We start from the raw sequence: 13,073 nt of genomic DNA on the forward strand, positions 1-13,073 counted from the left end.
GCATCGACCCCGCTCGACGGCAGTCCGGGCGCTCCGGGTGCTGGGTGCCGGGACGACGGCGTGGCGGGCCTCGCTCCAGTCTCGTAGCCGACACGCCCCGCGAAAAGCACGAAACGCGCCAGTTTCGCCCGGAACGCGCCAATCCTCGGCATCAGTGCGGCGTGTAGCGCCAGACCCCGAGCATGGCCTGCGAATCCAGCGGATCGTCGCCGTCGTGCACGGTGTCGCGAAGCCGCTTCGACACCGTCTCCGAATCGAGTCCGGTGCCGATCAGAACCATCGCGCTGGCGCGTGACTCACCGCGGCCCCAACCGCGCGGCTCGAAGACGAGATGACGTCCGACCATGTGGAACACGAACTTTCGCCGTTCCTCGGCGACCCCGAACGCGGCGACCCCCTTCGCGCGGAACAGTCCGGCCGGCGGATCCTCCAGGAACGCGACCAGCCTGCGCGGATCCAATTCCCTGTCGCTGTCGAACGACACGCTCGTGTACTCGTCGTGCATGTGACGATGGCCGTCATCGGCGTGGTGGTCGGCGTGGTGATCGTCGGCGAGCAGCGCGTCGAAACTCAACTGCTCGGCGGCCGAGGACTTCTCGCGCAGCGGTTCGTCGAAGAGCAGACCGGGATCGATACGGCCGAAGGTGGTGGCGTACACCGGAACCGGGCCCGCGATGCCCGCGATCTCGGCACGCAGCCGCTCGAGGTCGTCCTCGGGAACCCTGTCGGCTTTGTTGACCACGACCAGGTCGGCGAGTTTCAGGTGCGTCGCCAGTTCCGGATGACGTTCGCGGCTCGCCGGGAACTGCTCGGCGTCGACCACCTCCACCAGACCGCCGTACCGGATGCGCGGATTGTCGCTGCCGATCACCATTCTGATGAGATTGCGCGGTTCGGCCAGTCCGCTCGCTTCGACGACGATGACGTCGATGTCGGATTTCGGATGCGCCAACCGGGTGAACAATTCGTCGAGTTCGCTGACGTCGACCGCGCAGCAGACACACCCGTTGCTCAACGACACCGTCGCGTCCACCTGTCCGGCGACCAGCATGGCGTCGATGTTCACCGCACCGAAATCGTTGACGACGGCGCCGATCCTGGTGCCGCGATTGTCGCGCAGCAGGTGGTTGAGCAGGGTCGTCTTCCCCGATCCGAGAAAACCGGCCACGATCAGGACAGGTATCCGCTCAGCCACCCGGACCACCCTAGTCGGTGCGGCCGGGGTGATTTCCGCGCGGCGATCGGCGGCCGAGGCACCGCGCGCCCTGTCCGGATACGACGCGGAGCCGGACCTCGTGACGAGGTCCGACTCCGTGATCTTCGGGTCTCCGCCGCGTGCGGTCACGTCGGAGACGAGCGTTTCGTCCTCGACTAGTCGGTGGGACCGAACAGGGTGGCGGCGAGCGTGTACGCCAGGTTGATCAGTTCGCCGCTGATCGCGGATTCGTCCATGCCGAGTGCCTTCGCCAGCGGCTGGAGCAACTTCGTGATGGTGCCGATGATGTCGTCACTGCCCGGTGTCGCGCCGGTGCCGGGGGTCGCACCGGTCCCCGGCGTGGTGCCGGTACCGGGCGTGGACTGCGCGCCGGGAACGGTGGTACCGGGCGCCGTCTTGTACTGCGGAGCCGCCGCTCCCGGCGCGACCTGCCCGGGTACGGGGTTCGCCGGAGCGGTAGCCGGGCGATCGCCCGCAGAACCGCTGGCTCCCGGCGCGGCGGCCGGGGTGGCAGACAGCAGGTAGCTGACGACACCGGTGGTGATCGCGAGGGCGTGGCGCAATTGCCCGTCCGGGGATTCCAGGGCCGCCGCGTCCTCGGCGTTCGCGCCGTTGCCCATCTCGAGGAAGACATTGGGCACCGTGGTCAGCGCGGGCCCCGCGATATCGGCCCTGGTCTGCAAGCCTTCACGCACCCCGGCGTAATCGGCGGGCTGGAAACCGGCCTGGACGTAGGCGTCGCGCACCGCCTTGGACGCCGCGAGTCCCTGCGTGGATTGCACCTGGTCGGCCTTGGCATTAGGAATCGGCAGCTGCGGGACGATCAGGTGGAACCCCTTGGACTGCGCGGGGGCGCTGTCGGCGTGGATGCTGACGGCGACCGCGGCGCCGGATTCGTTCGCCGCACGGGCCCGGTCGTCGACGCAACCGCCCCAGCCCGCGTCGTCCTGGCGGCTCAGCACCACGCGCGCGCCGATGCTCTCCAGCGAGGTCTTCACCAGCTGGGCGACATTCCAGTTGATGGTGTGCTCGGGTATTCCGTTGAGCGAGGTCATGCCGGTGGTCTGGCAATCCTTGGTGCCACCGCGACCGTTGTCGACCTGTCGCGCCAGGTTCTCGTTGTGATCCGAGCCCGCGTGGCCCGGATCGAGGAATATCGTCCGGCCCACGAGCACGGTCGCGGCGTCCGGGGAGACCGGAGCGGCGGCGGCGGTCGGAACCATCCCGGAGACGGTCACCACTACCGCGGCCGTCACGGCGGTGCAGATACCGGTCTTGATGATGCTTGGCTTCATGTGCGGTCTCGGTGCCCCGGAACGGAGCACCCCTCCCTTCCCACTAGTAACACCAAACCCAGTAATTCACTCTTGCAACGTCTTCATCTCCAAGCAAGGACTGTTACGGAAACGTAACGTACCGCGATTATGCCTGTTCAGGGGGCACCCGACGGGTCGAATCGCCGAGGGGTCACCGGATCGGCGCCGATTTCCTCGGCGCGCTCACGATCGGGGATCAAGCCCCGAGCGGCAGTCTGCGCAGGGACCGCAGGGCGTAGTGCACCCGGGTCTTCACCGTGCCGACCGGCACGCCGAAATCGTCGGCGACCTCCTGATAGGCGCGGTCACGCAGAATCACCTCGACCACGGCCTCGCGCTGGGCGGCGGGCAGCCGCGCGAGCAGATCGGCGACCAGCAACCCGTCGGTGACGTTGTCGGTGAAATCCGGACTGGCGTAGCACCCGTCGCCGGTATCGCCGAGTTCGTCCCATCGGACGTCGCCGGGCCGGATCGCGCGCGAACGCGCGAGGTCGATCATGACGTTGCGCTGGATGGCCAGCAGCCAGGTCCGGACCGACCCCTTGTCCGGGTCGAAGCGCGCGCACGAGCGCCAGGCCCGCAGCAGCGTCTCCTGCAACACCTGTTCGGCCTGCCCGGTATCGCCGCCCAGTCCGCGCATCGCGCGCCAGTGCAGTAGCGCGCGGTCGGCGGCCAGAACCGCGGCGATCCCCGCATCCGTACACAATCCAGCGCAGCGGATGCCACACATCCGCCGCGGTCCCGCGGCGACCGACCGAATTCCACTCACACCATCGATATCGCGGGCAGGCCTGGGAATGACAACCGCGCCGCGACCGAATCTTTCGAAGATCCGATGCCCATCACCTCAGCGTATGTGAGGCAAATCCCGCTATCGACTACGAGCGGATAACCATCTCCGACGGATTCGGCACGCCGCTATCGTCTGCCGCATGACGAGAAGCAGGATTCTGATCACCGGGGCGAGCGCAGGCCTCGGCGCGGGCATGGCACGGGATTTCGCGCGCAAGGGCCGCGATCTGGCACTGTGCGCGCGACGGCTCGACGCCCTGGAGAGTCTGCGCGCCGAACTCAGCGCGGCGCATCCGGGAATCACGGTCGCGGTGCGAGCGCTCGACGTCGACGATCACGCGGCAGTCCCCCGGGTCTTCGGCGAATTACGCGACGATCTGGGCGGCCTCGACCGGGTGATCGTCAACGCGGGCCTCGGCAAGGGCGCGCGGATCGGCACCGGACGCGCCGACGCCAATATCGCCACCGCGACCACCAACTTCGTCAGCGCACTCGCCCAGATAGAGGCCGCGATGGCGATCTTCCGCGCCCAGAAGTCCGGTCACCTCGTTCTCGTCTCCTCGATGAGCGCGGTGCGCGGACTTCCCGGTACCAAGGCCGCGTATTCGGCGAGCAAGGCGGGACTGGCCGCGCTGGGCGAGGCACTGACGGTCGAACTGGCCCCGACCCCCATCGCGGTCACCACTCTGCTCCCCGGTTTCATCGCGACCGATATGGCCGCCAAGGCCGGTGACGCGAAGATGGTCGCGCCACTGGACAAAGGCGTGGCCGCGATGGTTCGCGCGATCGAGAAGGAACAGATCCGCGCCTGCGTGCCCGGATGGCCGTGGCGCTTCATCGACAAGGCCCTGCCGTTGCTCCCGCGCGCGGTCGTCGCGAAGTTCGGTTGAGCGAAACCGGAACACAGACACCTCTCGGCAACCTCGGATCACATTTCCATCTCCGATGTTGTGCGTTACGCCACATCTGACGTCGCTGAAAGTTTGCCATATGTCCGAATTAACAATTTCCTAACGCAGTTCACTCCGAATTGACGCTTCACTTGCGGGTTTCGTTACCTCCCCGTAATCAGCGAAGACAAACCTACTGGAAGGTTTGCTTCTGCGAGCCGCGCCGGCTCGAGCCCCGAGGGGCCGAAGGTGCTCCTGCTGAGGAAAGTGTTCCAAATTCATGAAGCTCAAGAAGTTCGCTGCGACATCTGCCCTGGTTATCGCCGCTGTTGGCGTCACAAGCGCGACCGCCTACGCCGCTCCGGCTCCGGCACCCGCGCCCGGTTCGACGATCCAGACCGATGTGCTTCCCGGAATCCACTACACCGCGAATATCGTGGACAACTCCGTCGTACTGAAGACCGACGCCGGATCGCTGACGACCCAGGGCTCGCAGTTCCAGGTGCTCGACGGCCAGGGCAACCTGGTTGCCGGAATGCCGCTGACCTATCTCAAAGACGGCATGGAATGGCCGATCGCCGCCCAGGTCGACGGAAATACCGCGACTTTCACACCGAGCACCGACGTGGCTGACGCCCGTCCGGCGACCATGCTGCAGCCGGTCGCCGCCCAGGACATCGGCGGCGCCGACTTCAACACCTCGTTGAGCGTCGCCGCCACCCAGTTCGGACTCGCGACCGGTATCGGCACCCTCGTCGGCTCCCTGGTCGGCGGCGTTCTCGGCTGTGTCGCGGGCGCGGTCATCGGCGCTCCGCTGGTCGTTCCCACCTTCTTCGCCGGTCCGCTCGGCCTCTGTGTCGCCGGTGCGGGCGTCGGCATCGCGCTCGGCGCGGCAGCGGGCATGATCGTGCTCGGCGTCCCCGTCGGTATCGCCAGCGCCATCCAGTTCTACAACGCGGTCTACGGGGCCTGATCCCACCACGCGTCACCGATCGCCCGGCCGCCACCTCGACGTGGCGCGCCGGGCTTCCGTGTTTCACCGGTCGCGCGCTACTTGGACAACGTGAACTGCATGACGTCCAGGTGCCCGCTGCGGAAATGCGCCGCGCAGCCGGTGAGGTATTTCAGATAGCGGGCGTACACCTGTTCGGACGTGAGGCGCACCGCCTCGTCACGGTGGGCGACCAGGGCGCGCGCCCAGTGATCGAGGGTGCGGGCGTAGTGCGCTTGCAGCGGCTGAATCCGCTCCGTACCGAACCCGGCCATGCCCGCCGATCTGGTCACCACCGCGGGCTGGGGCAACTGCCCGCCGGGGAAGATCTCCCGCTTGATGAAGATGTGGAACAGCGCCGTCTCGCGGGTCACCGGAATATTCATCCGGCGCAGGTCGTTGAGAGTGTGACCGACTATGGTGTGCAGCAGCATCCGCCCGTCCGCGGGCAGGATTCGATAGCAGCGCTGGAAGAAGTCCGGGTACCGTTCGCGCCGGAAATGCTCGAACGCGCCGATACTGACGATCCGATCGACGGATTCGCCGAATTCCTCCCAGCCCTGTAGCCGCACCCGCACGTCGGACAGGCCGCGCCGTTCGATCTCCGACGCCACATGATCGTGTTGGTTGCGGCTGAGCGTCAGGCCGACGACCCGCACGCCGTACTTCTCGGCCGCACGGAACATCGTTGCGCCCCAACCGCATCCGATGTCGAGCAGGAGCATGCCGGGTTCGAGTCCGAGTTTGCCGAGCGCGAGGTCGATCTTGGCGGTCTGGGCCTGTTCCAGCGTCATCGCGTCGTCTTCGAAGTAGGCGCAGCTGTAGGTCATCGACGGGTCGAGGAATATTCGATAGAACTCGTCGGACAGGTCGTAGTGCGCTTGGACATCCTCGTAGAACGGCTTCAACGCTCCCATGGCGTACCTCCCTCGTTGTGGACGACTACGGGGAATACGTCGGGACCGCCGTCGAGGTTCACCATTGCGCAGGAAGCGCGGTACCGGGTACTGTCGCGATGGACATCTCCTTGTGGATGTAGACAAATGTCCCGGCCGATTCATCCGGCCGCATCTCCCGCAGGCGAGTTCGAACTTCTTCCCCGTACGGCTGTATGCCGTCACGACGGGACCACTGCGGCACCGCTGAACAGCCACTCGCGGCTCCCCCTCTTCGTTTCCGGCTCGTCCGAACCTTCGACGATCTTCCGGATCACCCACTCTCACCCGAGGAAAAACCATGAAAGACAACACTTCTCCCAAGAACACACCCGAAAACGCAAGTTCCACAGACTATTCCGTCAGCGGTGTCCTCGATATCGTCGGCAACAACGCCTCACTACGGGTAGAGGGCTATCTGCCCGACCCGCGCGACGTCCATGTCGCACCCCGGCTGATTCACGACAACGGTTTGCGGCGAGGCGATTTCGTCACCGGCACCGCACGCGCGGCGTCGAGGAACGACCGGCACGACGCGCTCACCCGGGTCGAGACCGTCAATGGCCTCGACCCGGCCCGGGCGAAACTCCGGCCGAACTTCGCCGACCTCACGCCGATCTACCCGAATCAACGCCTGCGGCTGGAAACCGAGCAGCACGAGATGACCACGAGGGTCGCCGACCTGGTCATGCCGATCGGCAAGGGCCAGCGGGCCCTGATCGTCGCACCGCCGAAAGCGGGGAAAACCTCTGTCCTCCAGGCGATCGCGCACGGTATCGCCAAGAACAACCCCGAATGCGAACTCATGCTGGTCCTGGTCGGCGAACGTCCGGAAGAGGTCACCGATCTGGCCAGGTCGGTGCCCGCCGATATCGCCGCGGCCACCTTCGACCATTCGCCGAAAGAACATGTCGCACTGGCCGAACTGGCGATCGAGCGGGCCAAACGTCTGGTCGAGATGGGCCGCGACGTGGTGGTCCTCCTCGATTCGCTGACCCGACTTGCCCGCGCCTACAACCTCGCCGCGCCCGCGTCGGGGCGGATCCTCTCCGGCGGCGTCGACGCGGCGGCCCTCGCCCCGCCCAAGCGCTTCCTGGGCGCGGCTCGAAATATCGAGCACGGCGGCTCGCTCACCATCATCGCCAGCACCCTGGTCGAAACCGGTTCGCAGGCCGACACGGTGATCTTCGAGGAATACAAGAGCACCGGCAACGCCGAACTCAAACTGGACCGCGCCGCCGCGAGCAAGCGCGTCTTCCCCGCGGTCGATATCGCCCAGTCCAGCACCCGCAAGGACGAATTACTGCTGGCTCCGGCGGAATTGGCCGCGACCCACGCGCTGCGCCGCACCCTCGCCGCCGTCGACGGCGGCCAATCCCTCGAACTACTTCTCGAGGGACTGCGCCGCACCCAGACCAACGCCGAATTCCTCACTCAACTCTCCACCCCGGGGCGATGACGGCTTTAAGGGCTCTTTAAGCCGCTGTCAAGGCACCCCAGGCATATTTATTTCAGCCCCGGTGGGGGCCTGCTCCAGGAGGGGGGAGCAGGGCCCGCCGGGGCCCTTTCGTCGGTTCGACACGGCTATCCGAATATCACCAGGGCCGTCGCGCCGAGGAAGACGAGTTGGACCAGACCGCGTAGCGGCAGGGGCATGGTCTTTACGCCGACCTCGGCGCGAGCGGCGTACACGTTCGCCGGGAACATCGCGATCAACAGCAGGCCCAGCCCGGCCGCGGCGAGTGCCGAGGTGGGCGGGATCAGCAGGCCGAGCGCGCCCACCAACTCGAGAACTCCGGTGACGGTGACCAGGGTGGCCGGATTCGGCAGTCGGGGCGGCACCATCGCGATGAGGGCGTCGCGGCGCGGCTGTTGGAAGTGGGCGATGCCGGTGAGCAGGAACATCGCGGCCAATCCGAGCGCGGCGGCGCGAGCCCAGGAATCGAGCGGACCGATATCGCCGAGCCCTCCGATCAGGCGCACGAGCGCGGTGACGACGACGAGTACGAGCAGGGGTGCCATCGGGGGCCTCCGGGGATCTCACGGCCAATCTTGACAGTGGCAAGATTAACCACGCCGAGGGAAACTTGTCAATGACAAGATTGGGCGGCACCATGGGGGCATGACGAAGAGCGGCTACCACCACGGCGATCTGCGCGCGACCATCCTGGCCGCGGCCGCCGAACAGATCGCCACCGACGGCGTCGACGCGGTGTCGCTGCGCGGACTGGCCCGCAGGGCGGGCGTCTCGCACGCGGCGCCCGCCCACCATTTCGGCGACCGCGCGGGACTGCTCACCGCGCTCGCGATCGAGGGTTTCGACCTGCTCGCCGCCGAACTGGCGGGGGCCGGATCGGATTTCCGCGAGGTCGCGGTGGCCTATATCCGCTTCGCGCTGCGGCACCGGGGCCATTTCGACGTGATGTACCGCGGCGATCTGCTGCGCACCGACGATCCGGAACTCGCGCGGGCCCGCACCGACTCCGGGGTGGCCTTGCGCGCCGGAGTCGCCGAACTCCCCACACGCCGTTCACCCGAACGTGACCGGGCCACCCAACTCGCGGCCTGGTCGCTCGTGCACGGCTTCGCCACGCTGTGGCGCGAAGGGGCCTTGGCGAATTCGGCGCTGACGACCTCCGATGATCCGGAGACGCTGGCCAGGGCTATGATCGATACCGTTCAGTTCGACTGAACCGCAATTGTTCCCGGCCTCGATTTCCGGGAACACTGGGCCGTGCCCATTGCCTCGGTGATAGGCAGGGACCAGTGAAAGGGGCACCATGGAAGTCCACGCCTATCCCACCGAGTCGACCGTCCCGGTGGATCCGGCCGAAGCGCGACGCATCGCCGATCTGTACCTGCGCGACCCGGACGACGCCGCCGACGATATCGGTTCGGTGGTGACGGAATTCGACGCCGGGTTCACCGTGGTCGCCGTTCGCGGAACCGCGGAAGCGGGCAGACTACCCGCGCCCGCGATCGGCGGATCGGTCTGCGTCATTGACAAATCGATCGGCGCGATCTCCTTCTGGCCGACCTATCCGACCGCGCTGATCGCCGAACAGTACGCCGCGATGCGCGACACCGGACGCCTGGTGGTCGAGGACAGTTGGCCCGACCCCGAGGATTTCGACCTCGTCACCTCCGCCACCGGCGAGGATGTCGACGACGCTGTCCTGACCATCGACTACGAGTCGAGCTGACCGGCGACCCGCGCCCGATCCGCCTCGGTCACAGGAAGTTGCACCACGAGCAGCAGATCCGGATTCTCCACCAGCCGTAGCTGATACAGCGCCAACTCGATCGGACCGGCCTCGGGATGTTCGATGACGATGGTGGCCGGACGGAAGTCGCGCACCGGATACTCCGACCACCAGGTGCGGAATTCGGTGCTCGCCCCGGACACTCCGGCCACGATCGCGGCCAGGCGCGCGTCGTCGGGGCGACGCCCGACCACCGCGCGGAACTGACTCAGCACCGCACGCGCGGCCCGCTCCCACTCGCGCATGGCCGCGCGATTGCGCTCGTCGGTGAACATCCACCACAGCAGATTGCGGCGATCGGGCGCGAGTTCGGCGGGGTCGGTGCGGATCCGGCGGAACGCCTCGTTCCAGACCACGAAATCGAAGCACGAGTCGTGCACGACCACCAGGCTCGGCGACATCGAGTCCACCAATCGTTGCATCCGTGAAATCGCTTCTTTCACATCATGTTCCACCCTCGGAGCGGACAGACCCGCCAGAGTGCGCAGGTGCCGGTGCTCGACCGCATCGAGCCGTAGCGCCCGGGCCAGCGCGTCCACCACCTGCGAACTGGCCACGATCTTGCGACCCTGTTCGAGCCACGTGTACCAGGTATGACTGACCCCGGCGATCTCGGCGACCTCCTCCCTGCGCAATCCGGGGGTGCGACGCCTGCCCGGTTCCAGATCCGGCGGCAGACCGACATCGGCCGGTCCGAGCTTGGCGCGGTGCGCACGCAGGAAGGCGGCGAGTTCGGCCCGCTGGTTGTCACTCATCGAGTTCCCTTTATGGGTAGCAGTATTGGTGCCAGGACCACCGCGACGCTCGTCCCTAACGTCATATCCCACGGGTGATCGACACCGAATCGCCCACCACCCGGGAGCATGACATGACGAACGACAACGGACCGATTCTGGTCATCGGCGCGACCGGTCAGCAAGGCCGCGCCACCACATACCGACTGCTCGAGAGCGGCAGGCGGGTCAAAGCCTTCGTTCGCGATCCGCAGGCGCCGGCGGCCCTCGCGCTGCGGGACGCGGGGGCGGACCTGGTCGTCGGCGACCTCGACGACAGCGCGTCGGTGCGGGCGGCGATGGACGGCTCGTACGGCGTGTTCCTGATGCTGACCATGATGACCGGCCCGCACATCACCGCCGAGGGCATCGCGAACGAGGAGCGCCGGGGTAGGGCGGTCGCCGATATCGCGGCCGAATCCGACGTCGAACACCTGGTGTACAGCTCGCTGCGCGGCGCGGGCGAGAACTCCGGCGTCGAGTACTACGCCGCGAAGGAGAATATCGAGGCGCATATCGAGAAGCTCGGCCTGCCCGCGACGATTCTGCGGCCGGTCTTCTTCATGGACAATTTCGGCGCCTACAACCGGCCGGTGGTGGACGGCAACAGCGAGCTGATCGTGAATCTCGCTGTTCGAGAGGATATTCCGATGTCACTGATCTCGGTGCACGATATCGGCGCTTTCGCCGCCATCGCGTTCGAGCGACCGGAAGACTATCGCGGCCGGATCGTGCCACTGGCGGGCGACAGGCTGACCCCGCCCCAGATCGCCGAAACCTTCGGGCGAGCAGCCGATCTGCCCGCCCGCAGTCTTCGGATTCCGGTGGAGCAGGTCGCGGCCTTCGACGCGCAGGTCGGAAAGATGTTCGCCTACTTCAACGAGCGTCCCGACGAGGCGATCGACACGGCCGCGCTGCGCGCACACCACCCCGGCCTGATGGATCTGGCGACGTGGCTGCGGGCCACCGACTGGAAGCCGTGACCACCCGGTCGAGTCGACGACGGCCGGGCGGGCCGAGCACGGCTCGCCCGGTCGCCGGAGCTCATTCGACGGGCAGGTGGCGGATGGATTCGCCGCCCTTGGCCTGGTGCAGCCGTCCGAAACGGCTGTCGAGCAGTTTGGCCATATTGTCGGCGGCGCCGGTATAGGCGGCCTCGACCGTGTCAGCGCGATTGGTCACCGCGACCGGCTGCTGGCCGGTGGGGCGCGCTTCGAGCACGCACTGTTTGTCCTCCGGGCCGCCCTTGTCGCCGTTCTGGTCGCTCAGGTGGGCTTCGATCCGGGTCAGATGTGGTTCGAATCGCTCGAGTATCGAGGAGATCCTTTCCTCTGCCTGCCGAATCAGGTCTTCCCCGCCGTGAATATTGCTGTCGGTGTTGATCTGAATCTGCACGCGCATCTCCATTTCGTTCGGTGTTTCACTCGCGAAGGCAACGCCGCCTCCGCGAGAGTGGTTACCCGTCCGCGATCCCGACACTACCCGCCGGGATCGACTCAGGTCGCGGCCTGCACGGCCAACTCCGACGTCGGGTTCTCGGCGTCGGGTACCTCGGTACCGCGCAGGGATGTGCCCGCGGTCTCGCGCAGGAAGTTCCAGGCGACCAGGCCGATCAGGGAGGCGCCGACCATGTAGAGCGCGGGGAACAGCGCCCAGTCTGTCGCCTCGATGACGGCTTCGTTCACCAGCGGCGCGGTACCGCCGAAGATCGCGGTCGACACGTTGTACGCCAGCGCGAACCCGGCGTAGCGCACGTGGGTCGGGAAGATCGCGGGGAAGGTCGAACTGATGGTGGACAACTGCGGGACGTAGAGCAGGCCGAGCACGATGAACCCGGCGATCGCCCACCCGGTTCCCTGTCCCATCAGCCAGTACATCGGCACCGCGAGCACGGCCAGACCGATCAGGGAGACCAACCACATCGGACGCCTGCCGACCCGATCGGACAGACCGCCGAAGAAGGGCAGCACCAGCATCATCACCACCTGCCCGGTGAGCATCATCGCGGTGGTGGCGGACTCCCCCATCCCGATGGTCTTCTCCAGGTAGGTGGGCTGGTAGGTGAGCAGGGTGTAGTTGACCACGTTCAGCGCGACGACCAGCCCGGCCAGCGTCAGGGTCTCCCTGCGGTAGGTGGTCAGCACCTCGCGCAGACCACCGGGCGGCTTCGGCCGCTCGGCTACCTCCTCGAAGACCGGGGACTCGTCCAGGCGTGCACGCAGGTACCAGCCGATCAGGCCCAGCGGAACCGCGAGCAGGAACGGGATACGCCAACCCCAGTCGTGCATCGCGTCCGAGCCGAGCGCGAGCTGGCAGACCAGTACCACCGCCGAACCGCCGACGAATCCGCCCAGGGTCCCGAATTCGAGGAAACTCCCGAGGAAGCCGCGTTTGCGGTCGGTACTGCATTCGGCCAGATAGGTTGCCGCGCCGCCGTATTCGCCGCCCGTGGAGAAGCCCTGCACCACTCGGAGCAGGATCAGCAGGATCGGAGCGGCCACACCGATGGTCGCGTGGGTCGGGATCAGGCCGATCGCGCCGGTCGCGGCGGCCATGAGCAGGATCGTGGTGGCCAGCACCACTTTTCGGCCGACTCGATCACCGAGCGGGCCCCAGACCGCACCGCCGAGCGGACGCAGCACGAACGACACCGCGAAACCGAGCATGGTGCCGAGGGTGCCGAGGTCGCCGGGGAAGAAGGCGTCGGTGAGGTAGGTCGCGGTAGCCGCGTAGACGCCGTAGTCGAACCATTCCGTGGCATTGCCCATGGCCGACGCGGCGACAGAGCGGCGCAGCTGTCTCGGCTGCTTCTCGAGCTCCGTGGAGTTGTCGGGCATCGCGCGTCTCCTCTTCCGGCCCGTCCCCGCAGACCTCGATCGGTACGTCCGGTTTCCGGG

The 13,073-nt window shown here is 66.9% G+C and carries 13 protein-coding genes and 1 pseudogene; 6 read left to right on the forward strand and 8 right to left on the reverse strand.

All coding sequences use genetic code 11. From position 1 onward, the window contains the following. Nucleotides 1-151 precede the first annotated feature (151 nt). The 3 genes from DAT37_RS29675 to DAT37_RS29685 all read right to left on the reverse strand — a co-directional run bounded on the left by DAT37_RS29675 (nucleotide 152) and on the right by DAT37_RS29685 (nucleotide 3,238). Nucleotides 152-1,195, reverse strand: coding sequence for a CobW family GTP-binding protein (locus tag DAT37_RS29675; protein ID WP_109528559.1), 1,044 nt, complete (start codon nucleotides 1,193-1,195; stop codon nucleotides 152-154). Between the two features lie 176 nt (nucleotides 1,196-1,371). Then, complete coding sequence (locus DAT37_RS29680) at nucleotides 1,372-2,511, reverse strand: N-acetylmuramoyl-L-alanine amidase (protein WP_109528179.1); 1,140 nt, start codon at nucleotides 2,509-2,511, stop codon at nucleotides 1,372-1,374. 217 nt (nucleotides 2,512-2,728) lie between these two features. Beyond that, nucleotides 2,729-3,238 carry a sigma-70 family RNA polymerase sigma factor gene (locus tag DAT37_RS29685; protein WP_109528560.1) on the reverse strand — a complete coding sequence of 170 codons (510 nt, stop codon included), beginning with the start codon at nucleotides 3,236-3,238 and terminating at the stop codon, nucleotides 2,729-2,731. Between the two features lie 226 nt (nucleotides 3,239-3,464). Here DAT37_RS29685 and DAT37_RS29690 point away from each other — a divergent pair, with 226 nt between their 5' ends. Both DAT37_RS29690 and DAT37_RS29695 read left to right on the forward strand, forming a co-directional pair. After that, complete coding sequence (locus tag DAT37_RS29690) at nucleotides 3,465-4,214, forward strand: SDR family oxidoreductase (protein ID WP_109528180.1); 750 nt, start codon at nucleotides 3,465-3,467, stop codon at nucleotides 4,212-4,214. 280 nt (nucleotides 4,215-4,494) lie between these two features. Beyond that, a complete protein-coding gene (locus tag DAT37_RS29695) occupies nucleotides 4,495-5,187 on the forward strand; it encodes a hypothetical protein (protein ID WP_109528181.1) in 693 nt (230 codons plus the stop codon). 77 nt (nucleotides 5,188-5,264) lie between these two features. Here the strand turns inward: DAT37_RS29695 and DAT37_RS29700 are convergent, their stop codons facing one another. Further along, nucleotides 5,265-6,122 (reverse strand): cyclopropane mycolic acid synthase family methyltransferase, encoded by an 858-nt coding sequence (locus DAT37_RS29700; protein WP_109528182.1) that lies wholly within the window; start codon nucleotides 6,120-6,122, stop codon nucleotides 5,265-5,267. 307 nt (nucleotides 6,123-6,429) lie between these two features. On the opposite strand from DAT37_RS29700, the pseudogene DAT37_RS29705 reads away from it, so the two are divergent. Continuing rightward, nucleotides 6,430-7,599: pseudogene (locus DAT37_RS29705) on the forward strand (transcription termination factor Rho, short form); the annotation flags it as partial. A gap of 125 nt (nucleotides 7,600-7,724) precedes the next feature. On the opposite strand, the gene DAT37_RS29710 reads toward DAT37_RS29705, so the two are convergent. Next, nucleotides 7,725-8,162, reverse strand: coding sequence for a DoxX family protein (locus DAT37_RS29710; protein ID WP_109528184.1), 438 nt, complete (start codon nucleotides 8,160-8,162; stop codon nucleotides 7,725-7,727). Nucleotides 8,163-8,262: 100 nt separating this feature from the next. Between DAT37_RS29710 and DAT37_RS29715 the strand changes: the two genes are divergently transcribed. Then, the gene (locus tag DAT37_RS29715) at nucleotides 8,263-8,832 is read left to right on the forward strand and encodes a TetR/AcrR family transcriptional regulator (RefSeq protein WP_109528185.1); all 570 of its coding nucleotides are present in this window, start codon (nucleotides 8,263-8,265) and stop codon (nucleotides 8,830-8,832) included. An 88-nt stretch (nucleotides 8,833-8,920) separates the two neighbouring features. Continuing rightward, on the forward strand, nucleotides 8,921-9,343 hold the full coding sequence (locus DAT37_RS29720) for a hypothetical protein (protein ID WP_109528186.1): 423 nt from the start codon (nucleotides 8,921-8,923) through the stop codon (nucleotides 9,341-9,343). On the opposite strand, the gene DAT37_RS29725 is transcribed toward DAT37_RS29720, so the two are convergent. Then, a complete protein-coding gene (locus DAT37_RS29725; protein ID WP_109528187.1) occupies nucleotides 9,328-10,158 on the reverse strand; it encodes a helix-turn-helix transcriptional regulator in 831 nt (276 codons plus the stop codon). The two genes, DAT37_RS29720 and DAT37_RS29725, sit on opposite strands and share 16 nt — an antisense overlap. 113 nt (nucleotides 10,159-10,271) lie before the next feature. Here DAT37_RS29725 and DAT37_RS29730 point away from each other — a divergent pair, with 113 nt between their 5' ends. After that, nucleotides 10,272-11,159, forward strand: a complete 888-nt coding sequence (locus DAT37_RS29730; protein WP_109528561.1) for an NmrA/HSCARG family protein — start codon at nucleotides 10,272-10,274, stop codon at nucleotides 11,157-11,159. A 61-nt stretch (nucleotides 11,160-11,220) separates the two neighbouring features. Here the strand turns inward: DAT37_RS29730 and DAT37_RS29735 are convergent, their stop codons facing one another. Further along, on the reverse strand, nucleotides 11,221-11,577 hold the full coding sequence (locus DAT37_RS29735; RefSeq protein ID WP_232840074.1) for an HPF/RaiA family ribosome-associated protein: 357 nt from the start codon (nucleotides 11,575-11,577) through the stop codon (nucleotides 11,221-11,223). A gap of 95 nt (nucleotides 11,578-11,672) precedes the next feature. Then, a complete protein-coding gene (locus tag DAT37_RS29740; protein ID WP_109528188.1) occupies nucleotides 11,673-13,013 on the reverse strand; it encodes an MFS transporter in 1,341 nt (446 codons plus the stop codon). Nucleotides 13,014-13,073 lie beyond the last annotated feature (60 nt).

Origin of the sequence: Nocardia aurea (assembly GCF_003123685.1) — a bacterium.
Classification (GTDB): Bacteria; Actinomycetota; Actinomycetes; order Mycobacteriales; family Mycobacteriaceae; genus Nocardia; species Nocardia aurea.